The following is a 26,630-nucleotide window of genomic DNA, read 5'->3' on the forward strand; positions in this document are numbered from 1 at the left end:
TTATTGTTCGTAACGGAAACGGAACTTTTCCTGTTCGTTTGCCGCTTTTGCCAGTATCCACTGTCGAAAGGCGGCTATTTTACCCAGTTCTGCCTGACTGTCATGACAAACCAGATAAAATGCATTCTTACTGACCAAAACATCATTAAACGGGCAGACCAGACGACCTGCCTCAATTTCCGACTGCGCCATCACATTGTTGGCGAGTGCGATACCCTGTCCGTGGATTGCCGCCTGCAGCACCATTGAGCTGTGGCTGAAGATCGGTCCTTGCTGGACGTTCAGGTTAAGACCTAATTGTCGCGTATAAGTTTGCCAGTCGCGGCGAGAAGCATCGTGCAATAGGGTGTGATTAGCCAGATCGGCGGGTGTTTTCAATGGCTTATCTCCCGTTAATAATAACGGTGAGCAGACCGGCAACAGATATTCTGCGTATAATTTTTCAACACGCAAGCCTGGCCAGTTACCGCGACCATAAAAAATGGCCACATCGACATCGTCCGCCAGCTTATCTTCCTGGCGGTCTACAGCCTGTATCCGCACGTCGATTCCCGGATAAGCTGAGTTAAAGCTGGAGAGTCTTGGCACCATCCATTGAATGGCAAAACTGGGCAGTAAAGATACCGTCAACGCCCCTTTTGCACTGCGTGCCTGGAGTTTACGCGTCGCCTCGGTCAGCTGAGAGAAGATCTCTTTAATATCCTGAAAGTAGCTCTGCCCTTCTTCCGTCAAAAGTAATGAACGATTGCGCCGACGGAACAGCTTAAGCCCCAGGAAATCCTCGAGAGACTTGATTTGATGGCTTACTGCTGCCTGAGTCACAAAAAGCTCATCGGCGGCGCGAGTGAAACTTAAATGGCGGGCAGCAGCATCAAAAACACGTAATGCATTGAGTGGTGGTAATCGCTTGGACATGGTTATCAGGCTTAGATGTTATGGCGTTTTAACAAACAGGAAACAAGGTTTAACCTATTAGTTTTTTTTATCTGAGCCATTATAAATTGTCCGTTGAGCTTCTACCAGCAAATACCTATAGTGGCGGCACTTCCTGAGCCGGAACGAGAAGCTTTTTTTGGAATGCGTGTTCTGAAGGGCTTTTGGCTTGCGGTTGTGATGTTGTGTTGTTGTGTTTGCAATTGGTCTGCGATTCAGACCCTGGTAGCGAAGCTACCCCTTTTCACTTCCTGTACATTTACCCTGTCTGTCCATAGTGATTAATGTAGCACCGCAAGATTGCGGTGCTTTTTTTTGCCTGAAAAACGGCGCTATTTCTTCTCAAGTGCGACCATCTCTTTGATATCAGTACGGTTAATCTGCTGCTCATGACCGTTGGCATCTTTATAAGAAATCATGCCCGTCTGGTCATCCGTTTTCGGCTTACCTTCTGAGACGATCGTACGACCATCGTTGGTGTGCATCGCATAGTTTGGCCCTGAACAGGCGCTCAGTGTAAAAGTGAGCATACAGGCAGAGATAATTGCAGCGGCCTTTTTCATATTCTTCTCCTCATAGCAATTAATGCTTTATAAAGCTCATTTAATAACGGGCAAAGAATGTTGCCCAACACTATTTAGCATAACCTGCTTTCAGAGTGCCGCCTGGACTAACAGACAATTCCGATGGTTATCAACCTCCTTGCCCCGACGATGAAATTGCGCGACGATCTCAGTATTGAAAAGAGGAATGCTATGAACGCTTTCAGCCCGGCGCAGTTTCGCGCCCAGTTTCCCGCTCTTGCGGATGCCGGTATCTACCTGGACAGCGCCGCCACCGCGTTAAAACCGCAGGCGGTCATTGAAGCCACGCAGCAGTTTTACAGTCTGAGTGCCGGTAACGTGCACCGTAGCCAGTTTGCCGAAGCACAAAAGCTGACGGCCAGGTACGAAGCCGCGCGCGAACAGGTGGCCACGCTAATTAATGCTCCGGCGGGTAGAAATATCGTCTGGACACGCGGCACTACCGAAGCCATCAATATGGTTGCCCAGAGCTGGGCCAGACCACGTCTGCAGCCTGGTGATGAAATCATTGTCAGTGAAGCGGAGCATCACGCAAACCTGGTCCCGTGGCTAATGGTAGCGGAGCAAACCGGTGCGCGTATCGTCAAGCTGCCGTTGGGAGAAGATGCCCTGCCTGACGTGGAAATGCTGGCCACGCTTATCACTCCACGCAGTCGTATTCTTGCATTGGGACAGATGTCCAACGTCACCGGCGGCTGTCCCGATCTTACGCGAGCCATCACTCTTGCTCATGATGCAGGGATGGTGGTGATGGTCGATGGCGCACAAGGTGTGGTGCACTTCCCGGCCGACGTCCAGCGCCTGAATATCGATTTCTACGCCTTTTCCGGCCACAAACTTTATGGTCCGACCGGCATTGGCGTACTGTACGGCAAAAGCGCCCTGTTGGATGAGATGTCCCCGTGGCTGGGCGGCGGAAAGATGATCACCGACGTCAGTTTTGATGGTTTTCAGATGCAACCGGTGCCCTACAAACTGGAAGCAGGTACGCCAAATGTGGCTGGGGTTATTGGACTGAGTGCAGCACTGGAGTGGCTGAACGGCATTGATATTGCTCAGGCAGAAAGCTACAGCCGCGGGCTGGCAACACTGGCAGAAGAGGCGCTTGCCAAACGCCCGGGTTTCCGCTCTTTCCGCGTTCAGGATTCCAGCCTGCTGGCCTTTGACTTTGCAGGTGTCCACCACAGCGATATGGTCACTTTGCTGGCCGGCTACGGTATCGCGCTGCGCGCCGGGCAACACTGTGCCCAGCCTCTGCTTGCAGCCCTGGGCGTAAAAGGCACACTCCGCGCCTCTTTCGCCCCTTATAATACACAGCACGATGTAGACGCGCTGGTTGACGCCGTTGACCGCGCCTTAGACCTTCTGGTGGATTGATGATAAGTCACGTTTATGTCGGACACCCGTTCGGCCATGCCGTCAGCGAAGAGACACTTCGCCAGACATTCCTGCCACTGAAACAGTGGGAGGATAAATATCGCCAGCTGATTCTGCTCGGCAAGCAACTGCCGTCACTTACCGATGATTTAAAAGCCCAGGCGCACGACATCGCCGGATGTGAAAATCGGGTCTGGCTGGGCCATACCCTTAACGAAGATGGCACGCTGCATTTCTTTGGTGATAGTGAAGGTCGTATCGTGCGTGGGATGCTGGCGGTGCTGTTGACCGCCATTGAAGGCAAACGTCCGGAAGCGCTGCTTGCGGACGACCCGCTAGCCTTATTCGATGAGCTGGGCCTGCGCGCCGAACTTAGCGCGTCACGTAATCAGGGGCTGGCAGCGCTGAGCGCCGCCGTACAGGATGCCGCTCGCCAGGCTCACGCCTGACGGGCTGCTTTCGCCATCATTTTTTTTAATGCATGAGAAACTGCCACAAACCCAAAGGTGGCAGTGACCATGGTCGCGGCACCAAAGCCGGAGGCGCAATCCATCCGTTTTGGCCCTTCAGCAGTGCTTTTCATCGCACATACTGAGCCATCCGCCTGCGGGTAAACCAGCGCTTCGGTAGAAAATACGCAGTCCACACCGAGCTTGCCTTTGCTGTTTTTCACTACGCCAAAATCACTTTTCAGGCGCTCACGCAGTTTTGCCGCCAGCGGATCCTGAATCGTCTTCGCCAGATCGGTCACCTGAATTTGCGTCGGATCGATCTGCCCACCCGCACCGCCCGTGGTAACCAACGGAATTTTATAGCGGCGGCAGTAAGCAATCAGCGCAGCCTTCGGCCTTACGCTGTCGATGGCATCAATGACATAGCTGAAGCCCAGGTTCAGCAGAGTGGCCACGTTTTCGCCGGTCAGAAAATCGTCCACAACCGTCACACGGCATTCCGGGTTTATCTGCTGGATGCGCTGAGCCATCACTTCTGCTTTCGCCAGCCCAACGTTGTCACGCAGGGCATGGATCTGGCGGTTGGTGTTGGTGACGCACACATCATCCATATCAATCAATGTAATCGCGCCGATGCCCGTACGAGCCAGTGCTTCTGCCGCCCATGAACCCACACCGCCTATCCCCACGACGCACACATGCGCGTCAGCAAATAACTGCAGGGCATTTTCGCCGTACAAACGTGCCGTACCGCCGAAACGCTGGCGCCAGGCGTCGCTGATGACAACAGACATAAAACCTCAGAATGCGTTTGAATATAAGAAGGGAAAAGACTCTCCCGCCTGAACGGGAGAGAGGATGGAGTGTATCACAATCAGCCGCTGAACACGCCGCCTGTGCCCGGGGCCGTTTTCAGTACCCATACACGACCATAATGGTTGTACCACCCGGCACGGTGTCCGGCGTCAGGGCCAATCCCCTGGTAAATATCAAAGTGCTGGCCTTTAATTGCCCCACCTACATCCAGCGCCACCATCAAACGCAACTCATACTGGCCGGTGAATTTACCGTTCACATCCAACAGAGGCACTTCGGCCAGCAGCGTTGTTCCGGCAGGAATGATGCTGCGATCGGACGCCACGGAAGCACGCCCAATCAGCGGCACGGCGCTCGCCCCTTTCACTGGCGCGTAAGATTGTGGTTTAAAGAAGACGAAAGACGGGTTTTGTTCCAGCAACTCGCGCACCTGCGCTTCGCTGTGGGTTTCCCCCCACTGCCGAATCGCCTGCATCGACATATCTTCTTTCTTCACTTCACCGCGATCGATGAGCACTTTACCGATGCTGCGGTAGGCATGACCATTTTTGCCGGAGTAACTAAAGAAGTTCAGCGGACTACCATCACCAAAATCAATATAACCGCTGCCTTGTACGTCCATGATGAAGTTATCCATCAAAGAGTTACTGTAGGCCAGCACATAGCTATCACTCAGCCCACCAGCATAGATCTCAGCACGGGACGGCAAACGCCCGCGCTTTTGCGGCATACGGTAAATGGGATACTGGAACTCCCCCTGGCGGGTATGACGCGCCTGCACCACCGGCGTGTAGTAACCGGTAAACTGGACGTTGCCGTAGTTATCGGCCCCTTCCATTTGCCAGGCATCAATGCCGAACTGGCGCATATTGCGCGTGTCGCCCCCGGCGCGTAACCAGTCCTGGACTGCACTATAGACAGAACTCTGACCGGAATAGAGTCGCGGGGATGCACTACGAATTTGGCTAACTTGCTCAGAGAAATCGCCCGCGTTGATGGGCGCACCCACCGCTTCAGGCTGGTTTACCAGAGAGAAAGGCTGGTCAAACTTGCCGTCTTTATATTGTTGACCGCGATCGGTCGGTTTCGAAGAACAGGCGGCAAGCAGTGCCATCATTGCGCCTGTGACTAGATATTTTGCCCAACGTCCTTTCATTGTCTCTCATCTTCTGGTTAATCCGGAGCGTGATGAAGATAACAAACCGCCCATCTTAATGAAATGCAATCACTCAACCTGACGCAAATTCGGTATAAAAAACACGCTTATCGTACTGTTTTCATACAAATCACAGGCTATTACGCTATTCCGTTAAAAAAGGGTTGCATCAGAATGTTAGCGGAGTATAGTGCGCATCCACGGACGCGGGGTGGAGCAGCCTGGTAGCTCGTCGGGCTCATAACCCGAAGGTCGTCAGTTCAAATCTGGCCCCCGCAACCAATTAAAATCAGTAGTAAACATTACTCGATGGAAGAGTAATGACGGACGCGGGGTGGAGCAGCCTGGTAGCTCGTCGGGCTCATAACCCGAAGGTCGTCAGTTCAAATCTGGCCCCCGCAACCAATTACAATCTGATGCACATTTACTCGATGAAGAGTAAAGACGGACGCGGGGTGGAGCAGCCTGGTAGCTCGTCGGGCTCATAACCCGAAGGTCGTCGGTTCAAATCCGGCCCCCGCAACCAACACAATAAACACCTTAACGGGTGTTTTTTTGTTTTTATAGTCTGTAAAAATGGCGCCTTTCAGCGCCACCTCGTTATCCTCTTCTCGCCAGCGTAGCGCCGTCGGCAAAGTACGCCTTAATCCCTGCCAGAATGGATTCCGCCACCTCTTGCTGGAACTTCGCCGTTTTGAGCTTACGCTCCTCTTCAACGTTACTGATAAACGCGGTTTCGACAAGAATGGATGGAATATCCGGCGCTTTCAGTACCGCGAACCCGGCCTGCTCAACGCTGTTCTTATGCAGATTATTAATGTTGCCCAACTTGCCCAGTACCGCTTTACCAAACTTCAGGCTGTCGTTGATGGTCAGCGACTGCACCATGTCGAACATCGTATGATCGAGATAGCGATCGCCACTTTTGCTGACGCCACCGATTAAGTCCGCCGCATTCTGCGTCTCGGCCAGGTATTTCGCTGCCGTACTGGTGGCCCCTTTCGTCGACAAGGCAAACACCGAGGAACCGCTCGGCTGACGGCTGCTGAAGGCATCAGCATGAATGGAGACAAAGAGATCGGCGCGCTGCTTCTGCGCTTTCGCCACACGGACTTTCAGCGGAATGAAGACATCTTCATTACGCGTCATGTACGCCTTCATGTTGCCTTCTTTTTCGATCAGAGCACGCAATCGACGGGCTATTTGCAGCACCACGTCTTTCTCACGGGTCCGGTACTTACCAATGGCTCCCGGATCTTCACCACCGTGTCCGGGATCCAGCATGATAACAATCGGACGATCGCGCCCGGCTTTACCCGGCTGCGGCCCGCTTTGTGCAGGCGGTACCTGTTTTTCCAAATCGCCCTGATTGTAGTCTTCGAGCAGTGCCAGTAGCGGATCCTGTACATCTTTAGCATTCGCCGGGTAGAGATCCATCACCAGACGCTCTTTAAAGCCAGCGACCGGCGCAAGAGCAAAGAGCTGCGGTTTAATATCCTGTTTGAGCTCAAACACCATGCGCACAGTCTGCGGATCAAACTGCCCGACACGGGCGGACTTAATGAAAGGATCGTCACTGCGGATCTGCGCCCCCATCCCTTTCAGAACAGAGTTCAGGTTCACGCCTTCAAGATCGACCACCAGCCGGTCAGGGTTGCTCAGAGAAAACTGGCGATATTTGACGACCCGATTAGACTCAACCGTCACACGGGTGTAAGTAGACGCAGGCCAGACGCGCACAGCGACCACCTGGCTAACGGCGGCAAGGCCGACCTGGCTCACGCTTAATAACCACATTGCCCCCGCACCCTGTATTAATCTGCGGCGGCTTAGCGCTTTTTGACTTCCCGACATGCCACTCCCGAGCAAAAGCAAAAATGATGAATTACTGATTAAACGTCAGAATTGACCGAAAACTTTAACGAATGACGCATAAGCTGTCATCTATAAAACGGTAAAGGCCGTGGTTAACGACCTCAGCCCTAATCAATCGAATTAACTGATGATGCAATTTGGGCTTGCACATCAGGCAATAAAAGAATAAAAATACACTTTTTACGAATAATCATGCAGTGAGGGTTAGCCGTGGTAAAGGAACGTAGAACCGAACTGGTGCAGGGATTTCGCCACTCTGTCCCCTATATTAATACCCATAGGGGCAAAACCTTTGTCATTATGCTCGGTGGTGAAGCTATTGAGCACGAAAACTTTTCCAGTATCGTCAATGACATTGGCCTCCTGCACAGTTTAGGCATTCGGCTGGTCGTGGTCTATGGTGCCCGCCCGCAGATTGATGCCAACCTTGCCGCTCATCACCATGAACCGGTTTATCACCAACACATCCGCGTGACCGATGCGAAGACGCTTGAACTGGTAAAACAGGCCGCAGGTCTTCTGCAACTGGACATTACCGCCAGGTTGTCGATGAGTTTGAACAACACCCCGCTTCAGGGGGCGCATATTAACGTCGTCAGCGGCAACTTTATCATCGCTCAGCCGCTGGGCGTTGATGAGGGCGTTGACTACTGCCATAGCGGACGTATTCGTCGTATTGATGAAGAAGCCATTCATCGCCAGTTAGACGGCGGAGCCATTGTGCTGATGGGGCCAGTGGCGGTGTCAGTCACCGGGGAGAGCTTCAACCTGACCTCTGAAGAGATTGCCACTCAGCTTGCAATCAAACTGAAAGCGGAAAAAATGATTGGCTTCTGTTCATCGCAAGGGGTCTATAACGAAGACGGGCAAATTGTCTCCGAATTGTTCCCTAATGAAGCGCAGGCCCGCGTAGAAGCCCTTGAAGAGCAAGGTGATTATCACTCAGGTACCGTGCGTTTCTTGCGTGGTGCAATGAAGGCCTGCCGCAGCGGCGTACGTCGCAGCCACCTGATAAGCTACCAGGAAGACGGTGCACTGCTGCAGGAACTGTTCTCCCGCGACGGTATCGGTACCCAAATAGTGATGGAGAGTGCGGAGCAGATCCGTCGTGCCACCATCAATGATATTGGCGGCATCCTGGAGCTGATTCGCCCGCTGGAACAGCAAGGTATTCTGGTACGCCGCTCACGCGAGCAACTGGAGATGGAAATCGACAAGTTTACCGTCGTCCAGCGCGATAACCTGACGATTGCCTGCGCTGCGCTTTATCCGTTCCCGGAAGAGAAAATCGGTGAAATGGCCTGCGTGGCCGTGCACCCGGATTACCGGAGTTCCTCGCGCGGTGAGGTGTTACTGGACAGAATTGCCGCACAGGCAAAACAGATGGGGCTGAGCAAGCTCTTTGTCCTGACCACCCGCAGCATTCACTGGTTCCAGGAGCGTGGCTTTACGCCGGTGGATATCGATTCGCTGCCGGAGAGCAAAAAAGAGATGTACAACTACCAGCGCCGTTCCAAAGTTCTGATGGCGGACCTGACCTGACCTGTCGCCCCACGTTTTCGCGTGGGGCCACCTTCAGGCTTCAGCCTGAAAAAGAGCATCCAGTCCACTTCGCCGCTCAGTCCGCGTGGTAATAGCCTGTAACAACACACGTTCATCGGCATACAGAGACAAGCGTTTTTTCGCTCGCGTGATGGCGGTGTAGACCAGCTCTCGCGTGACGACCGGCACAAATTGCCCCGGTAAAATCAGCGCGGCGTGCTCAAATTCGGACCCTTGCGACTTATGCACCGTCATCGCCCATGCGGTGTCGTGCTCTGGTAAACGACTCGGTTGAACCGACTTCATGCTGCCATCGGGTAGCGGGAACCAGACGCGGATCCCTTCCCCCTGATCCAGAGCAATGCCAATATCACCATTGAACAGCCCCAGCGATGCATCATTACGGATGATCATCACCGGACGCCCGTGATACCAGCGCCCGTGCGCCGGGCGGAAAATACGCCGCTGTCGAACCAGTGCCTGCTCAACACGTTCATTTAAACCACTCACACCGAATGGCCCTTCGCGAAGCGCACATAGCACCTGATATTCACCAAATGCGGCGATCACCGCCTGGGGCTGCACATCCTGTCGGAGTAGCGATAAATAGTGTTCGTAACCCGCAATCGCATCGTCAATCATCACCTGATAATCTTCGCTGCTCAGCAATGGCTTGCTCTCAATATCGGTAAAACCCTGGCTGAAAACCGAACGGGTTCCCGATTTGTCTCCCCGATTGACAGCCGCTGCCAGTTGCCCGATACCGGAGTCACTGCCAAAGCGGTAGCTCTGCTGCAGCAGGCAAAGGCTGTCGCGCAGCGCGCTTGCCGCCGTACCCGTCCCCGCTGGCACGCTAAACCCGGTAATACGCGACAACTGGGCTGCACGTTCAGCAGTAAAACCAGCGTTAACCCACGCACAAATATCCCCGAGCACCGCCCCCGCTTCCACTGAAGCAAGCTGGTCGCGGTCGCCGAGAAAAATCACACGCGCATGGGCCGGTAGAGCATCAATAAGCCGCGACATCATGGGCAGATCAATCATTGACGCTTCGTCTACAACCAACACATCCAGATGCAGTGGGTTACCGGCGTGATGACGCAGTCGCTGACTTCCAGGAATAGCGCCCAGCAATCGGTGCAGAGTGCTGGCCTCTTCGGGCAACTTCGCTTTTTGCGCCTCGGTAAGAGGAAGCAGGCTTAGTGCTTTACCCAGTGATTCCGTCAGACGCGCCGCTGCTTTACCGGTCGGAGCCGCCAGGCTGATTCGGCAGCGTTCGCCTTCGGCCATTTGCACCAGTGCGGCCAGCAGCTTCGCCACTGTGGTGGTTTTACCTGTTCCCGGACCGCCGGAAATCACCGAAATGCGACGAGTAAGCGCCACAGCTGCCGCCACTTTTTGCCAGTTAATGGCTTCAGTTTCAGGAAAGAGTGCATCCAGAGCCTGCTTGAGGCGGGCTTCATCAACCTGAATGGGTTGATTCACCCTGGCAAAGAAATCAGCGATTCGTTGCTCGTTACACCACATCCGGTTCAGATAGAGCCTGTCTCCTGAAAGGATCATCGGTGTAGCAGTATCGCCCTCGCTCACCGCCATCGATGCCTGTAACCGCTCCCGCCAGTCTTCCGGCCGGCCTGCTTCGTCATAAAGCGCCTGAATCAGTGCAGGGCTTTTTGCAGAAGACATTTCCTGCGTTAACTGAGAAAGCGGTAAACAAACATGCCCTTCTCCCGCATCACGACTCAACAGCGCTGCCGCCAGCATCACAGCGGGATCATCATCACCGGCAACAGTAAAGGCGAACTGCGCATCAAGCGGGCGCAACAGTTTTTGTTCGACTGCGTCCTGCAACAAAGTATGCATTGTCATGGCATCACCTCCTGCGCTTCTCCGGCAAAGAGCATATCCATCTCGTTGATCAGTGCCACATCAGGACGTGTCGTGAAGATGCCCTGTTCTGGATTACCGGGCTCGACACCACGCAGGAAGAGATAAATGACCCCGCCAAAATGGTGTTCATAGTCGTAATCCGCGATGCGATGACGCAGATAACGGTGCAACGCCAGGGTATAGAGCTGATATTGCAGGTCATAGCGGTGCGACTGCATGGCACTGGCCATTGCCTCACGAGTGTAGGCTTCGCTGGATTCCCCCAGCCAGTTGGATTTGTAATCGAGCAGGTAGTAGCGCCCATTGTGGCGAAATACCAAATCGATAAAGCCCTTCAGCATGCCGCGCACATCGCGGAAATCCAGAGGCGGGCATTCCGCCGACAGCGGATCGTAGTGACGAATAAGGGCATCGAGTTTTTCAGCACGCAACGACGCCTCAATAGGCACGTAAAACTCCATCTCAACCTGTTTGTCTTTTGCGGTGAGTTCGCAAAGCGCAACCCCCGTATCAGCAAGTGGCGCCTGCAAAACTGCCTCAATCCAGTCGCTGATCACCGGCTGCCAGTGAGGCTCAAAACCACCCGTCTGAAGTTTTTCGCTAACCCACTCAGCGGAGAGTGGCTGAGTAAAATCGAGATCTTCAAATAAGCCATGTAAAAACGTACCCGGTGATGCACCACGTGGGAACTGGTGGGGGGTCAGCATCGGCTCAGCCAAAACCTCCCGCTCCCCCGCAGCATCGACATCCAGTCGTGGTAGCAAATCCTGAGCCATGCCGTGTGCACGCTGCTGTAACCCCGAGTAGCTGGTTACGCGCCAGTCATCAGCCACCACACGCTGTACCTGCCTCGCACTCAGCACCAGCGTGCCGTTTTGCGGCATCTCCCAACGCGTGTTATCCGATGCGCCTGGCGCGTGGAGCACAATATCGTCGTTACATAACGCCTCAATGGCTGCCTTCAGACCACTGGCATCCATCGGTTCACCGCGCTGAATAAGACGGCCTAATGCGCTGAGATGGAAATCGCTGTCGCCTGCTTTTTCACCGCGACGACGGAAAAGCGGCGCAACGCCCAGGCTGCAGTGCCAGACCGAACGGGTTAAGGCGACGTACAGCAGGCGCAAGTCTTCCGCCAGACGTTCCTTTTCTGCCAGTTCGATGCTTTCCTCGGCACCGCTGAGGTCGAGTACCGAGGCAAAGGTGTCACGATCGTGATAAAAAGCCTGATCCTGAACACGGAAATTGGCGATAAATGGCAGCCATACCAGCGGGTATTCAAGGCCTTTCGACTTATGGATAGTGACAATTTTCACCAGGTGCTTATCGCTTTCGAGACGCAATTGTTCGCTGGAGGCGCTGGTATCCGGTTCAGCGATACGCTGTGTCAGCCAGCGCACCAGCGCATGTTCACTTTCGACCTGAGTCCCTGCTTCCTGCAACAATTCACCCAGATGGAGAATATCCGTGAGCCGCCTTTCGCCACCTTCCGTTGCCAGCAGGTTTTCCGCAATCTGCCGCGCGCTCATAAGGGCGTGCAACATCGGCATCACACCACGCTTTTGCCACTGTTCTCGCCAGCGGGCAAATTCCTCAACGATGGCATCCCATGCTGTTTCATCGTTATTCAGCATTTCGATATCCAGCGCACTCAACCCCAACATGGCGGTCGCCAACGCGCTGCGCAACGTGCTTTCGCGCTCAGGAGCCAGAACGGCCTGCAACAGCCACAACATCTCCTGCGCTTCCGGCGTTTCAAAGACGCTGTCGCGGTTGGAAAGATAGACGGAAGGAATGTTCAGCAGCCTAAGCGCATCACGCATTAATGTCGCTTCATGGCGGCTACGCACCAGCACGGTGATGTCGGACGCGCGCAGCGGTCTGGATTTCTCACCTTCATAAAGCAGTGCGTCACCGGCCTGCCCGGCTATCAGCCAGTCGCGAATTTGCGCCGCAGAATGCCCCGCCATAGATGACTGATAGTCCGAAACCCCAACACCCTCACCTTCCATCAACCACATCGACATCGCGGGCTGATTCTTACCGTTAACAACAAAGCGGAGTGACTGATTTTTGGCGGCAGATTTGACCGGCTGGAAAGGAATTTGCCGGAACATAAAGGCATCATCAATCTGACTAAAAATTCGGTTTACGCTCTCAACCATCCCCGGTGCAGAGCGCCAGTTGGTATCCAGCGTATAGCGCGCCGTGACTTCATCACGCGCCTTCATATAGGTAAAAATATCCGCCCCGCGAAACGCGTAAATCGCCTGTTTAGGGTCACCAATCAGCAGCAGCGCACCGTCCGGCTGATGGTGCCAGATGCGGCGAAAAATACGATATTGTTGAGGGTCGGTATCCTGAAATTCATCGATCATCGCCACCGGAAAACGTGTACGAATAGCGCTGGCCAGCGCATCGCCGCTCGCGCTTTGCAGTGCGCTGTCCAGGCGACTGAGCATATCGTCGAAGCCCAGTTCGCCACGGCGACGCTTCTCCCGTGCAACCGTCTCACGAATTTCACGCATCGCGCGAGTGAGCATCAGATCTTTGAGGGTCAGCGGGGATGCAAGCAGCTTCTCAATGGCGTCAAATACCGGGTGTTCCGGAGCAACCGAACCCGGTTTGGTCCGTTCGTAAAGGAAGGATTGCGCAAATTTTTCCAGCGGCTCGGGCAACTGGTAGCTGGCCGTCTCTTCTTCAGCCCATGCGCTGATTTTTGCAATCCATCGTGCCTGGTTCGCGCGATTGAATTTTTGCCGCATGATGCCAGAGCCTTCAATCAGTGGGTCCAGTTCAGACACCGAAGCCAGCCAGGACTGCTTAACGCTGTTGATTTGCTCGAGGATTTTCTGGTGGCGGCTCTGCAGCGTTTCATCTTCAGGCGGCGCAGATTTAATCTGCGGCTCTTCACCCTGTAAATAGCGGTCGATAGCTTTCAGCAGATCCTGCGGTCCTTTCCAGGATTCATGAACCACCTGGGCAAGGTCGCGCGGCAAAGGGTAACAGTGGCGACGCCAGAAATCGGCACAGGCCTGATAGCGCAGCAGCGACTCATCTTCAATCAACTGCTGCTCGAACAACATGCCGGACTCGAAGGCATTAAGGCTAAGCATCCGCTGGCAGAAACCGTGAATGGTGAAGACAGCAGCTTCGTCCATCTGGCGTTCAGCAAGCATCAGCCACTGGGCCGCCTGCTCTTTATCAACAATCTCATTGAGCAGACGGGTATAAAGAGGGTTTTCGGAAGATCCGCGCAGACAAGCAATTCGCAGTTCATGAATGTTGCTACGAATACGTCCGCGAAGCTCTGCGGTGGCGGCCTCGGTAAAGGTCACCACCAGCAGTTCTTCAACGCTGAGTGGCCTCGGCCAGGCGGACTCACCGCCTAATCCGAGTAGCAACCGCAAGTAAAGTGCGGCAATGGTGAAGGTTTTACCGGTGCCCGCGGAGGCTTCAATCAGACGCTCACCGGTAAGCGGCAAGCGCAAGGGATCTAAGGACTCAGCGGTTTCACTCATTTTTCTCGCTCATCAGGTACCAGGGGTAAGGACTGCTGCAACGCGCTGACGTTTTCCCACACTTTCCAGCCGTCAGGGTGGACATATTCCACTTTCCCGCTCTGGCTTCCGGAAATCTGCGACAAAATCGCCATGCCCTGCGGCTCTACCACGGCCTGATGGAAGAAATCGGCAAGTTTTTGCGGCGTCAGCAGTTTAATCTGAGCCACTACTTTATCACGTGAATCGAAGCGCATATTGCCACGATCAAAATCTTTGCTGAGTTTTGACGCTTCTTCACCCAGGGTCTGGGGGGCCTGTTCCATTTGGGCGATAACCCCTTGTTGAACCTGAGCAAACTCTTCCGGCTTCATTGCCCGTAATTTCGCTTCTGCCGTTGGGAAGAAGGCTTTGTAACGATCCCACAGGTAAGCAGGTTGTTTTTCGTTACTTTGCAGAAGGAAGCCCATGCCCCACTGACGACCAACGCTCATTGGGAATGCAAAGACGGCATAGCCCAGTTGCTCTTCTGTGCGCAACTGGCTGTAGAACCACGGCTGGACAATCTGCCCCAGCATGGCGCCGTAAGCGGAACTGGTGAATTCATCATAGCCCTTCGGCACAAAGACTGCAGCCAGCGCAGAGTCCGTGCTGGTACCGGCTTTTTCAAAAATAACCGACCGTTGTTTATCAATCAGCACGTCTTTGTTACGACACCACTCATTGCCGTTGGCACCGAGGGTCTTCTGAACACCGTGTGCGAGATCTTTCGCCTGCTGCTCCGTCAAATTTCCGACGACCAGGAATTCAGGGCGGGCATTCGTCTTCAGTGCGTTCCGGTAAGTCAGAATGTCATCGAGCGTAATTGAAGGCAGCAACGCACGACGCTCTTCTCGCTGGAAATACGGCACCTGCGAGAGCATCTGCACCGGCATAATCGCCTGATCAAAGGCTTTACCTTTTTCCGCTGAGTCCATCATCTGCGCATACCAGGATTTCGCCTGCTCAAGCTGCTCCGCCGTTGGGGTATAGCTGAAGTACCCGTCAAGCAGTGCCTGGAAGAGTTGCGGCAAACGCTGCGTATAACCGTTGGCATTGAGCATCAAGCCATTGTTGGCATTGGTAGAGAAACTGATCCCACCTACCGAAGCCTGGTTGCTCAACTGGTCCAGGGCAATGCCAGCCAGGTAGTCATTGAGGGCGAACATCACCTGATTTTTCGCACTGTCCATCGCCTGCGGGTTACGCAGCACTACGCTCACGTCGGCCTTAGGCTCACTCGCAAAGTAACGGCTTGGTGTATAGACAACGCGCAAATTCGGCTCGTCGACAATCAATTCCGGGTGGTCATAGGTTTTTTCAGGCTTAATAAGCGTGAAATCATCCGGAATATACGGGTTCAGTTGTGGAGTCTGCAGGGCAATGGTGCTCGCCTGTTTCTGCCAGTCGGCAAAGGTCTGCGGGGAGATTTTATCTACCTGATACGGTGCTTCGACGAAATAGGCTGTCTTGTTATGCGGTTCGTTCGGGCTGATGTACCAGATACGGGCATTCTGCGGCGTCATCTCATCCAGACGCGCCTGCACGGCTTTGGCATCATACTGATCGGCAATGTTGACCGAGTCCAGCGTATGGGCGACCGGCACACGAATCATGGTATCAGCCAGCCATTCAACATAGCCCATATCGCGCGTGATCGAGGGATAACGGAAGTCCAGATCCAGGATATGCGCCAGTTCATCGAAGTAACGCTTGTCGACGCCTTTGTCACGCAACATATTGAGATAGCTGAAAATTGCTGCGACCACGGTGTCACGATTAGCCAGACCTTTGTCTGTCAGGGTAACAGATATCGCCAGCACCCCACTGTTGCCGTTAACAACCGGATCCGAATCGCCTCGAATACCTTCCGCCAGACCCTGTTTTTGCAGCCAGTCGGAGAGTGTACCCGGACTCCGGTTACCCACCAGGTAGGTGATCAGCTCATCCGTTTTGCTGCGGAACTGCGCAGTATTGTTATCGATACGGAACTCGACACGTAAAACTTTACGTGGGACTGCGGGAACATAATGAATGATTACGCCTTTTTGGGCATCCGTCACCACGGGTACGTCAATCACCGGTCGTTCAATGTTCTTGTTGGGGACTCGCCCCCAGGTTTCAGCGGCGATTTTCGCCAGTTCTGGCAGCGGACGATTACTGTAAATCACTGCCTTCATCAGGTTGGCTGAGTAGTATTTATCACGGAAAGCCAGCAGTGCATCGTGCACCGGATTTCCGGGTTTATCGCTGAGGGTTTCCAGGTTGCCGCCGGAGAATTTTGCCGCCGGGTGCGCTGGGTTGATGGTTTCAGCACTGACCTGTGCCATGCGCATCCCATCACGGGTACGGGCCATCGTCAGCTCGGCGTTAACGGCATTACGCTCACGATCGGCGTATTTCTTTTGCAGCAGCGGCTCTGCAATGGCATCAGATAAGCGATCAACCGCCCCTTCGAGGGCATTGTTTTCAACTTCAAGGTAATAGGCCGTGCGATACGGTGCCGTACTGGCGTTATGGCTACCGCCATGAAGTTTCAGGTACTCAGCCAGGCTATCCGGGGAAGGATACTTCTTCGAGCCCATCAGCGTCATATGCTCAAGATAATGCGCAAGGCCCTGGTGAGATTCAGGGTCTTCGAGCGAACCGACCGGCACCACCATCGCACAAAGGGATTTTACGGCCTGAGGATCGGATACCAGCAGCACAACCATGCCGTTATCCAGACGCACCGCCTGATACTGGCGCGTGTCTTTATCACTCTTGCGGATGGTTTCCTTGATCGGTTGCCAACCATTGTCTGCCTGACCGTATGACGCCCAGAGGGCAAAAAACAATACAAACGCTTTTAACCAGGTGCTGCGGGGCATTCACGAACCTCATCATTAACTAGCCCATTGATTCTCATCGACGTGAAAATCGCCGGGTGAAACGAGTGCCAACACTAATGCTGACCTCTTGGTATATCAGTCCGTGACCCGATGCGCATGATATAGGACACTCTTTATCTGCGCAATTTTTATACAGTCAATTCGGCTGATTAAAACGGTATATCGGCAGCAAATAGCGCTGCGAAAGCGCCGTGATTTGGTCAAAGTGCTCAGGTGTCAGGGTACGCCACAATCGCTGGTACCAGACATCATCCCCTTCGCCACGTGCCACCATATTGCCTTCAAAGGCCTGCAAAAACTTACTCTGTGCTTTTTGCAGCGTTGCTTCATCCTTTAACATGGCATCATTTGCCGCGTCATAACAGGCTTTTATCCAGGCGCCACCACTTTCTGGTAGCAACAACAGTGGTTTTGCCATCCCTTCACGGTAGCCGTCAATCATCGCCGCTAAATGTTGCAATGCAAGGTCAGGCGCCATCGTTGGGAAGCGCCATTCCCCCTCTTTACGGACCAAAATACGACTTTCGCCAGTTCCACCGCTGGCACTGTAGACAAGATGTTCCAGCCAAAGTTGCAGCCCCTGGGACACACTTAACATAGATGGCCGCCAGCGTAACAGTCCATCAGGCTGCACGTGAGGTAGCCATCCGGTCACGTGAACGCCTGCACAGTGTAAATCGATTTCCATGCTCGAACCGGGCTCGCGCTGGGCAATCACCCGATCAGCCAGCTCCTGCATTTCATCCTGCTGCGTTTCCCAGATGATTTCGCCAAACGCCCCATAAGGGAGTGCTCCTGCCGCCCGATAACGGCGAAAAAGTTTGCCGGCGTCCTGTCGCTCAACCAGTGCGTTGAGCAGTTCCTGGTTTAGCTGATAGCGGCTGAGTCCATCCAGCATAAACGGCTCAGCATCGGGAATATCACTTTCTTCAGGGCGGAAGTTGACCCGCAGGCGCATCTGGAAGAAAGCACGAACAGGGTGGCTCCAGAACCGGAGCAGTTGGTCAAAATTCAGCGTATCAAACTGGGCTGGGGCGAGTTGTTGAATAAACTCCGGATGTGCCTCCCCCTTCTCACTGGCAGCGGGCAGCCATTCACGGGCATGGCTCTGCCATTCGTCTTTCTCAAAGTTCGCCGCATCAAAAGGCATTCGCGGGTGAAGATGGCAGATGTGCGCTTTAACACGCTTTTCGCTTTCATCGCAGTTAAGTGCTTCATCACCGGGCAAATGATGGCTTTGGCCGATGTAATCCAGCAGTTCCTGTACCAGGACGGAGGGAAAGCGCTCAGCGTTATCCTGAATGGAACGCCCGATGTAGCTGATATAGAGCTTCTGTTGTGCGGAAAGTAATGCCTCAAGGAACAGATATCGGTCATCATCACGACGGCTTCGGTCACCTCGTTGCATCTGATGGCTCATCAGATCGAACCCCAGCGGAGCCAGTGCCCGTGGGTAAATCCCGTCATTCATTCCCAGCAGACAGACGACTTTAAAGGGGATGGAACGCATTGGCATCAGCGTACAAATGTTGACGGGGCCAGCCAGGAAGCGCTGGCTGATACGCTCCTGATCCAGCCGTTGGGCCAGTTCATCCCGCAGCACAGACAAGGGGATATCTTCCCCGTAAGCGGCTTCAACACCCTGGGCAATAATGGCCTGCCATTGTTGCTCAATGAGAGCCAGTGCGGCTTCAGTCTCCTGATCGGGCAGGAAGAAGTCGTTGAGCATGTCACGACAAACGGGCAGCCACTCTTCGAGTGGTCGGGCCTGCGCTAACCCTCGCCGCCAGGTATTAAGCTGCATTAAAAGCGAAGCCAGATGTCCCACCAGCTCAGCTATCAGACCACTGGATTCATCGTAAGGCAGGATTGACTGCCACTCTCCCTGCCGACTCTCCATGGCATAGCCCAGCAGCATACGCGTCAGACCAAACTGCCAGGTGTGCTGACCTGTCGGTGGCAGCTCAAGCTCACGCACATTGTCGTCATCAATGCCCCAGCGGATACCGGATTCATTAACCCACTGGCGCAGGTAACGCAGGCCTTCCTCGTCAATGTTAAAACGAGCAGCCAGGACAGGCACGTCCAGCAATGCCAGTACATCTTCAGAAACAAAGCGGCTGTCGGGCAGGGAGAGCAAATTGATGAAGGCTTCCAGCGCCGGGTGAGCCTGGCGCGCCCGACGGTCAGAAATAGCATACGGAAGATAACGTTCACCTGTCGCACTACCGAAGACGGCCTGGATGTATGGACTATAGCTGTCAATATCCGCGACCATGACGACAATATCCCGCGGCGTCAGAGCAGGATCCTCTTCCAGCATGGCGAGCAGGCGATCGTGTAAAATCTCCACTTCGCGCTGAGGACTGTGGCAAACGTGCACCGTCACGCTACGATCGTCAGGATCTACGCTGCGCTTTTTATCGCTGCGCGCAAACTCTTCGGCATTCACACCCGCCACCGCGCTGTTTTTTAGCTCCAGCATGTCGTATTGCAGGTTTTGCAGAAGCTTTCCGGGCGTGGTCTCAACGAACGCATCAAACTCCTGAAAATCTTCCAGACCCGCCAGCAAATAGACATAGTCACGCCCCAGCTTTCCCCAGGACGCGAGCAGCGGATTCGGGAGATTCTGTTCCCCCTCATTGTTAAACAGACCCGCCGATGCTGCGGCATCACGAAACAGCGGTAAGCTTTTCTGTTCACCCAAACGCTGACGCTGACGGGTCATCAGTTTCGCCAGGAACGCCGGATCTTTGATATCCCCCCAGTACTCACGGCAGGGATTGGTAAAGAGCACATGCACATCCACATGCTTGCCCAGCGCCTGGAGCGCCTGCAAATAGACCGGCGGGAGCGCGGAAATACCACAAATAAAGACGCGTGAAGGAAGCCCTGCGGGGCGTATCTGAGCGCTCTCGAGTTCATTAATAAAACGCTGATATAAGTTCGCACGATGCCAGTGTGGTTGCCCCAGCGCTGCGGTATGTTCGACAAGCGCGCGCCAGAGGGGAGCCTGCCAACGCTGTGCTTCATCCAGCCCGTCGATGAGCTCCCCGGCTTCCCAGCGGGTGAGCCAGTGCGGACGATACACAAGGTACTGATCGTAAAGATCGGCAACCCTGGATGACAACTGAAATAGCTTGCGCTTGTCGGCATCATCGCTGAGGTAATGGCGCAACATCGTGAATTCGTCACGCTCAAGCATACCCGGAAGCAATGACATCAGCTTCCAGCTCATACTCTGCTTATTGAAAGCACTTTCTTTGGGAATCTCAGGCAGGACGCGTACAAACATATCCCAGATAAAACTCGCCGGTAGGGGGAATTCAATGTTCGCAGCAATGCCAAATTTTTTCGCCAGTGTCATTTGCAGCCATTGCGCCATGCCGGTGCTCTGCACCAGCACCACCTCAGGCTCAAAGGGATCGTCTAGTCTGTCGTTTTCGACGATGTATTCCATTAATGCTTCCAGCACATCCAAATGATTGGAGTGATAAACCCTTAGCATGCGTGCTCCTGACTACCGGATGGTTGGGCAATGCAGTCTCGTCATCTGCCCTGTTCTGCCTGACGGCGAAATAATAGTAGCAGTGATGCTGACACATCCTGCGTCACTTGTCTGCAACCTCTGAACCTGCCATCCCGGCAGCAAAACGTGTGCATCCGGCAGAGTCTGTAACCATGCATAACGCCATAATCCACGATACTGGCTCCAGATGGCGAAGTCTGCCGCCAGCGCACGGTGAAACCCGCCAAGTGCAGTGACTACCATTACCAGCAGAACCATAGCCAGAAGTACTTCTGGCAGACTAAACCCCTGCTCTTTCACGGAAGCTCGCATAATGCTGTCTCCTTTAATGGACAGAAATCACTCCAGCCGTGAGGTGAAAAAACCACCTCATTACGTTCGATATGCCCACCTCGCCACAGGCGTTGTTCACCACTCGCAGCGGCCAGTAAAACCCGGTTATCGGCTAATATCCGCAGACAGACCTGCCAGGGTTCTCCCGGATGCGACAGACACTGCAATGCCGGTTCAGAATGCCATTGCTGTACTCGCCCCCATTCCATCGCTGACTGGACACCCGCATACTGCCGGAGGCTTACACTCTCCGTGGTCACCCGGCGGATATGAGCCACACGTTGTTGATTCAGGCCGTTTAGCAATAAACTGCCCAACAGTAAAATCAGCAATACCATTGCCAGAGACGACATCCCTTGCTGCCGGTTCACAAGTTAAACCCCGTCACGCTGAATAGTGCATTAACAACACGCTCCGTTTGACCTTTAACCCTGCCACTTAGGTCTATGGTAAATACCGGATAAAAGCCCGAAACCTGCTGTCTGCTGACGGTAAAACTTTCAACAGTCACCACCGAAGGGTCGGTCATTTTTTCCCAGCCTTTCCCCTCGCAGGAGGTTGCCCCACGCAGCGTTTCGAGCACTCCACTTTGCAAACGAAATCCGGTCTGATCGGCATCACTTGTCGGTGTCGTTTCCCAGCGTCCGTTACTGTTGGCATCCCACTGCACTAACACGCACTCACCGCCTCGCCCAATGTTCAAAGGTTGCCCCTCACAACTGCCCTCACAGTATCCCGCCCGCTGGATATGACGCGCGATGGTGTACAAGCGTTGCCAGAGTTCATCCTCCAGCATCTGCACACGGGTTTGCTGCAAAACACCGAACTGTAACGCAGGGAGAAATCGGGCCGCGGCCAGCAGCAGGACGCTACCGATGACCATCGCCAGAAGTGTTTCCAGTAACGAAAATCCACCTTGTTTGCCTAACATGCTTCATCCGATGATTGCTGACACATCCTGATTCGCCCCCAGCCTGACACCACGACTCGCCACTCTCCGGCACTGTTTTTTACACGGATATGTCCCCCCCATGCGGTATTACGCAGGCCATAAAACCCGAGCGATGACGTCACATCAACCAGCTCAACCTCAGGCCATGCAGGGCGTAAGACAAAGGGTGAGTCGGCCAGGCATCCCACTGATAAGCGGGTATATAGACACCAGACGTCACCGTCTCGCGATGCGAAGATAATCTGTTCGCGTGAATACCAGTTTGCATCATCACGCAGCATCTCCAGAAACTGACGAACCTGTACTGCGGTTTGCCATAACCGTTGCTGCGCCTGCCAGTGACGCCAGCCTGAGAGCCCTGCACCGCTCAGAATAGCGACCAGTGCAACCGCCACCAGGGTTTCTATCAGGGTGAATCCGTTTTCTCTTTTCATGATCAAACTCTGCCGTCTGGCAAAAGACTTTTCTAGAAGGTAATGAAGGTTTTACGAGGCGCTACGTGCGTTATTTCTCACGTTGCAGAATTTTGCAGCAGTGCTGGAAAGAGGCTCGAAGAATGGGATGAGAGGCAAAAAAAACCGGCGCTCAGAGGCACCGGTTATGACATGCTTTTACGGTCAGATAGCGACCGGGGCTTTGATCGCGGGATGCGGATCGTAGCCTTCAATTTCGAAATCATCGAAACGGTAGTCGAACAAAGAGTCGGGCTTACGCTTGATAATCAGCTTCGGCAATGCACGCGGTTCGCGACTCAGCTGCAGATGCGTTTGTTCCATGTGGTTGCTGTACAAGTGGGTATCACCACCGGTCCAGACAAAATCACCCACTTCCAGGTCACACTGCTGCGCCATCATATGCACCAGTAATGCGTAGCTGGCGATATTAAACGGCAGGCCAAGGAAGATGTCGCACGAGCGCTGGTAGAGCTGGCAGGAGAGTTTTCCGTCCGCCACATAGAACTGGAAGAAGGCATGACAAGGGGCCAGTGCCATTTTATCCAGTTCACCGACGTTCCACGCAGAAACAATAATGCGGCGCGAATCCGGGTCGTTTTTAATCTGGTTGATAACCGTGGTTATCTGGTCGATATGGCGACCATCCGGCGTCGGCCAGGCACGCCATTGCTTACCATAAACCGGGCCAAGATTACCCTGTTCATCCGCCCATTCATCCCAGATTGAGACTTTGTTCTCTTTCAGGTAAGCGATATTGGTGTCGCCCTGCAGGAACCATAGCAACTCGTGAATGATAGAGCGCAAATGGCAGCGTTTGGTGGTTACCAGCGGGAAACCATCCTGCAGATTAAAGCGCATCTGATGACCAAAAATAGAGAGCGTGCCTGTCCCTGTACGGTCATTTTTCGGGGTGCCCTCATCGAGCACCTTTTGCATCAGTTCTAAATACTGTTTCATGGTTCCTCAGGAAACGTGTTGCGGCGCACGACGACGATACGCCCAGACCATCATGGCAATACCCGCGACAATCATCGGAATAGAGAGGATCTGCCCCATGCTGATGTACTGCACCCAGGTGCCAGTAAACTGTGCATCCGGCTGGCGGAAGAATTCAACAATGATGCGGAACGCGCCATAACCAATCAGGAACAGGCCGGATACCGCACCCATCGGACGAGGCTTGCGAATGTACAGGTTGAGAATGATAAACAGCACAATCCCTTCCAGCGCCAACTCATAAAGCTGCGACATATGACGCGGCAGCACGCCGTAGGTATCGAAAATTGACTGCCACTGCGGGTGAGAAGGCAACAGCGCCATATCTTCCGCACGGGAGCTTGGGAAAAGCATCGCCAGCGGGAAGTTAGGATCCACGCGGCCCCACAGCTCACCATTGATAAAGTTGCCCAGGCGACCAGCACCCAGACCAAACGGGATCAGCGGCGCAATAAAGTCTGCAACCTGGAAGAAATGGCGCTTGGTGCGTTTGGCAAACACAAGCATCACCACGATCACGCCGATCAAACCGCCGTGGAAGGACATGCCGCCGTCCCAGACACGGAACAGATAGAGTGGATCGCTCAGGAAGATTGGGAAATTGTAGAACAGAACGTAGCCGATACGCCCACCGAGGAAGACGCCAAGGAAACCGGCATATAGCAGATTCTCAACTTCGTTTTTAGTCCAGCCGCTGTCAGGACGACCAGCGCGACGGGTTGCCAGCCACATGGCAAAAATAAACCCGACCAGGTACATCATGCCGTACCAATGCAGGGAGACCGGTCCAACGGAGAAAATCACCGGATCAAAGTCCGGGAAACGCAGATAGCCACTATTCATCTGTCACCACAACTTGTTGTTATTCCGCCGAAAGTGGACAGCGGTATAGATGCGCGCCCGTGATGGCGGGCGCTCCAAAGGCGCGAATAATAGCATAATGAGAGCAGGCAAGATGCGGCGAAGTTGTAAAAGATATGTATACCCGCCTTCCTGCAACACAAATGATTCAGAGTACCCCATCACCTTTGCGCCGCAGGGAAGCTGTCCGAACGTTACAGCCCACCGCGGATCAGACCACCCAGGCTGCGGCGCTCCATAAATGCCGCAATCTGATGGCGAACTTCCGTCGCCAGTTGCGCCTCAAGCGCGCGGTTTGCCAGGGTCTGTGCTTCAGAGAAATCGATTCTGCGCAGCAGATATTTGATACGCGCAACTGAGCGACCATTCATCGACAAATGATTGAAGCCCAGGCCAATCAATATCGCCACACACATTGGATCCCCCGCCATTTCGCCGCAAAGACAAAGCTCGATGCCCAATCGTTCCGTCTCTCTGGCAATCATCGCCAGCGCACGCAGTACCGCAGGGTTGAGGCTGTCGTACATGTTTGCCACGTGGGTATTGTTGCGATCCACCGCCAGGATGTATTGCGTCAGGTCGTTGGTGCCGATGGAGATAAAATCGACCCGGTTGACCAGATGCGAAATCATAAAGACCATCGAGGGCACTTCAAGCATCACGCCGATACGCGGTTTAGGGATCGCATAGCCAATCATCTCTTCCACTTCACGCCCGGCACGTTCAATCAACCGTCGCGCCTCGTCCACCTCGTCAATATTGGTGATCATCGGCAACAGAATACTGAGATTGCCGCTGGCCGCATTGGCACGCAGCATGGCGCGAACCTGAACGAGGAAGATCTCCGGCTGATCGAGGGTGATCCGAATACCGCGCCAGCCAAGGCACGGGTTTTCCTCACTGATGGGCATATAAGGCAGTTGCTTATCGGCACCGATATCCAGCGTACGCAAGGTCACTGGCTTATCATTGAACATCTGCAGCATGCCCTGATATTGCGCAACCTGCTCCTCTTCGGACGGGAAGCCGCTTTGCAACATAAAAGGAATTTCAGTACGGTAAAGCCCGATGCCATCAATGCGGCTACCGAGTTTCTCTTCATGCTCAGGGCTCAGGCCCGCGTTCAGCATAACTTTAATACGTTCGCCGCTTTTCAGATGCGCTTCGAGATTAACGTCATCTTCTGCAAGCCGGGTTAACTCATTCTCTTCAGTGATGAGTCGCTGATACTCCTGCAAGAGCACAGGTTCGGGATCGACAAGTAACTCACCGCGATAACCGTCCACCACCAGAGTCCGGCGATGCAGGACCGAAGGCTGAATATCCGCCCCCATGACCGTTGGAATACCCAGTGCCCGCACCATAATAGCAGCATGGGAGTTCGCCGCACCATCGCGCACGACCACACCGGCGAGCCTGTCATGAGGCAATTCAGCCAGCGTGGTTGCCGATAATTCATCCGCGACCAACACGAAACGTTCAGGCCAGGTATTCGGCCCTTGAATGTTATCGTCGAGATGGAAGAGCAAACGCTGACCCAGCGTACGTAAATCGCCGGAGCGCTCTTTTAAATAGCCATCGCTGAGCGAAGCAAACTGCTCAGCGAATCGCTCAATGACGGTTTTCACCGCCCATTCTGCCACCAGACCTTTATCGACTTCGGCAAACAGCTCACGGCGCAGGCGCGCATCGGAAAGCAGGTGCGAGTAGAGATCGAAAATGGCCGCTGTCTCTTTTTGCGCACCGGCTGAAAAACGCTTGCTGTAACGACGAAACTCACCGGCGGCTTCTTCCAGCGCGCTGGTCAGTCTTTCTCGTTCAAGGGTAGTGTTTAGCGTCGACGCTTCATAAACCTGCTCCATCAGCGGCAGGGTTTCATCCATCCACCCTTCGGCAATGGCCACACCCGATGACGCTGGCAACGCACGGATACGCGTCTGGCGGTACTGACCAAACAGGGCATTTAACTGAGATTGCGAAAGGATTGCCGCCATTTGGGTGGCAAGCGTAACCAGAAAGGACTCTTCGCTTTCATCAAACTGGCGCAGCTCACGCTGCTGCACCACCAGCACGCCAAGCAGTTGGCGGCGCTGAATAATCGGCACCCCCAGAAACGCGCGGAAGCGCTCTTCTTTTACGGCTGGGATATATTTAAAGCTGGGGTGTTTTTGTGCATCGGCCAGGTTGATCGGCTCAGCGAGCCTGCCAACCAGGCCCACAATGCCCTGATCGAATGCCAGGGTGACCGTGCGCCCGCGCGGTTTTTTCAAACCGCGCGTCGCCATCAGGTAGTAACAGCGTCTGTCATGGTCAGCGAGATAGACAGAGCACACCTCGGTGTCCATCGCATGACAAATGTCCGTGACCAGGATTTCCAGCGCCTCATTTAAACGCGGTGCGCTGGCGACTTTCTCAACGATTTCTCGCAGTCGGGTGAGCATAATGTGCG

General features: G+C 54.0%; 19 protein-coding genes and 3 tRNA genes. 6 read left to right on the plus strand and 16 right to left on the minus strand.

Annotated elements, in window-relative coordinates; translation table 11 throughout:
* Complete coding sequence (gene gcvA, locus AC5JPW_RS21795) at positions 1–915, minus strand: glycine cleavage system transcriptional regulator GcvA (RefSeq protein WP_458045943.1); 915 nt, start codon at positions 913–915, stop codon at positions 1–3.
* Between the two features lie 350 nt (positions 916–1,265).
* Positions 1,266–1,496, minus strand: coding sequence for a YgdI/YgdR family lipoprotein (locus AC5JPW_RS21800; protein WP_494243162.1), 231 nt, complete (start codon positions 1,494–1,496; stop codon positions 1,266–1,268).
* A gap of 192 nt (positions 1,497–1,688) precedes the next feature.
* Between AC5JPW_RS21800 and csdA the strand changes: the two genes are divergently transcribed.
* Entirely contained in the window at positions 1,689–2,894 is a 1,206-nt protein-coding gene (gene csdA, locus AC5JPW_RS21805) for a cysteine desulfurase CsdA (protein ID WP_494243163.1), read from the plus strand.
* Positions 2,894–3,343, plus strand: a complete 450-nt coding sequence (gene csdE / locus AC5JPW_RS21810; protein ID WP_494243164.1) for a cysteine desulfurase sulfur acceptor subunit CsdE — start codon at positions 2,894–2,896, stop codon at positions 3,341–3,343. The genes csdA and csdE overlap by 1 nt, the downstream gene beginning before the upstream one ends.
* Here the strand turns inward: csdE and tcdA are convergent.
* Positions 3,334–4,140: a tRNA cyclic N6-threonylcarbamoyladenosine(37) synthase TcdA gene (tcdA, locus tag AC5JPW_RS21815; protein ID WP_494243165.1), complete on the minus strand. Its 807-nt coding sequence runs from the start codon at positions 4,138–4,140 to the stop codon at positions 3,334–3,336. The genes csdE and tcdA overlap by 10 nt on opposite strands.
* 80 nt (positions 4,141–4,220) lie before the next feature.
* Positions 4,221–5,318, minus strand: a complete 1,098-nt coding sequence (gene mltA / locus AC5JPW_RS21820) for a murein transglycosylase A (protein WP_494243166.1) — start codon at positions 5,316–5,318, stop codon at positions 4,221–4,223.
* A gap of 205 nt (positions 5,319–5,523) precedes the next feature.
* Between mltA and AC5JPW_RS21825 the strand changes: the two genes are divergently transcribed.
* From AC5JPW_RS21825 to AC5JPW_RS21835, 3 genes are all read left to right on the plus strand, one after another.
* Positions 5,524–5,600 (plus strand) — tRNA-Met (locus AC5JPW_RS21825).
* Between the two features lie 46 nt (positions 5,601–5,646).
* Positions 5,647–5,723 (plus strand) — tRNA-Met (locus tag AC5JPW_RS21830).
* A 44-nt stretch (positions 5,724–5,767) separates the two neighbouring features.
* Positions 5,768–5,844 (plus strand) — tRNA-Met (locus AC5JPW_RS21835).
* 74 nt (positions 5,845–5,918) lie between these two features.
* Here AC5JPW_RS21835 and amiC read toward each other — a convergent pair.
* Positions 5,919–7,172, minus strand: a complete 1,254-nt coding sequence (amiC, locus tag AC5JPW_RS21840; protein WP_494243167.1) for an N-acetylmuramoyl-L-alanine amidase AmiC — start codon at positions 7,170–7,172, stop codon at positions 5,919–5,921.
* Positions 7,173–7,403: 231 nt separating this feature from the next.
* On the opposite strand from amiC, the gene argA reads away from it, so the two are divergent.
* Complete coding sequence (gene argA, locus AC5JPW_RS21845; protein ID WP_494243168.1) at positions 7,404–8,735, plus strand: amino-acid N-acetyltransferase; 1,332 nt, start codon at positions 7,404–7,406, stop codon at positions 8,733–8,735.
* 33 nt (positions 8,736–8,768) lie between these two features.
* On the opposite strand, the gene recD is transcribed toward argA, so the two are convergent.
* The 11 genes from recD to ptsP all read right to left on the minus strand — a co-directional run bounded on the left by recD (position 8,769) and on the right by ptsP (position 26,622).
* Positions 8,769–10,604 carry an exodeoxyribonuclease V subunit alpha gene (recD, locus tag AC5JPW_RS21850; RefSeq protein ID WP_494243169.1) on the minus strand — a complete coding sequence of 612 codons (1,836 nt, stop codon included), beginning with the start codon at positions 10,602–10,604 and terminating at the stop codon, positions 8,769–8,771.
* Positions 10,601–14,146: an exodeoxyribonuclease V subunit beta gene (recB, locus tag AC5JPW_RS21855; RefSeq protein WP_494243170.1), complete on the minus strand. Its 3,546-nt coding sequence runs from the start codon at positions 14,144–14,146 to the stop codon at positions 10,601–10,603. Before recB ends, recD begins: the two co-directional genes overlap by 4 nt.
* The gene (ptrA, locus tag AC5JPW_RS21860; protein WP_494243171.1) at positions 14,143–17,034 is read right to left on the minus strand and encodes a pitrilysin; all 2,892 of its coding nucleotides are present in this window, start codon (positions 17,032–17,034) and stop codon (positions 14,143–14,145) included. The genes recB and ptrA overlap by 4 nt, the downstream gene beginning before the upstream one ends.
* Positions 17,035–17,191: 157 nt before the next feature.
* On the minus strand, positions 17,192–20,563 hold the full coding sequence (recC, locus tag AC5JPW_RS21865; protein ID WP_494243172.1) for an exodeoxyribonuclease V subunit gamma: 3,372 nt from the start codon (positions 20,561–20,563) through the stop codon (positions 17,192–17,194).
* Positions 20,564–20,575: 12 nt separating this feature from the next.
* On the minus strand, positions 20,576–20,896 hold the full coding sequence (locus AC5JPW_RS21870; RefSeq protein ID WP_494243173.1) for a prepilin-type N-terminal cleavage/methylation domain-containing protein: 321 nt from the start codon (positions 20,894–20,896) through the stop codon (positions 20,576–20,578).
* Positions 20,881–21,288, minus strand: a complete 408-nt coding sequence (locus AC5JPW_RS21875; RefSeq protein ID WP_494243174.1) for a DUF2509 family protein — start codon at positions 21,286–21,288, stop codon at positions 20,881–20,883. The genes AC5JPW_RS21870 and AC5JPW_RS21875 overlap by 16 nt, the downstream gene beginning before the upstream one ends.
* Positions 21,285–21,848, minus strand: a complete 564-nt coding sequence (locus AC5JPW_RS21880; protein WP_494243175.1) for a prepilin peptidase-dependent protein — start codon at positions 21,846–21,848, stop codon at positions 21,285–21,287. Before AC5JPW_RS21880 ends, AC5JPW_RS21875 begins: the two co-directional genes overlap by 4 nt.
* Entirely contained in the window at positions 21,842–22,303 is a 462-nt protein-coding gene (locus AC5JPW_RS21885; RefSeq protein ID WP_494243176.1) for a prepilin peptidase-dependent protein, read from the minus strand. Before AC5JPW_RS21885 ends, AC5JPW_RS21880 begins: the two co-directional genes overlap by 7 nt.
* A gap of 183 nt (positions 22,304–22,486) precedes the next feature.
* Positions 22,487–23,281, minus strand: a complete 795-nt coding sequence (thyA, locus tag AC5JPW_RS21890) for a thymidylate synthase (protein ID WP_494243177.1) — start codon at positions 23,279–23,281, stop codon at positions 22,487–22,489.
* Positions 23,282–23,287: 6 nt separating this feature from the next.
* Positions 23,288–24,163, minus strand: a complete 876-nt coding sequence (gene lgt / locus AC5JPW_RS21895; protein ID WP_494243178.1) for a prolipoprotein diacylglyceryl transferase — start codon at positions 24,161–24,163, stop codon at positions 23,288–23,290.
* A gap of 212 nt (positions 24,164–24,375) precedes the next feature.
* A complete protein-coding gene (gene ptsP / locus AC5JPW_RS21900; RefSeq protein WP_494243179.1) occupies positions 24,376–26,622 on the minus strand; it encodes a phosphoenolpyruvate--protein phosphotransferase in 2,247 nt (748 codons plus the stop codon).
* Positions 26,623–26,630: the final 8 nt, after the last annotated feature.

The sequence above is a fragment of the Phytobacter sp. genome, assembly GCF_059074235.1.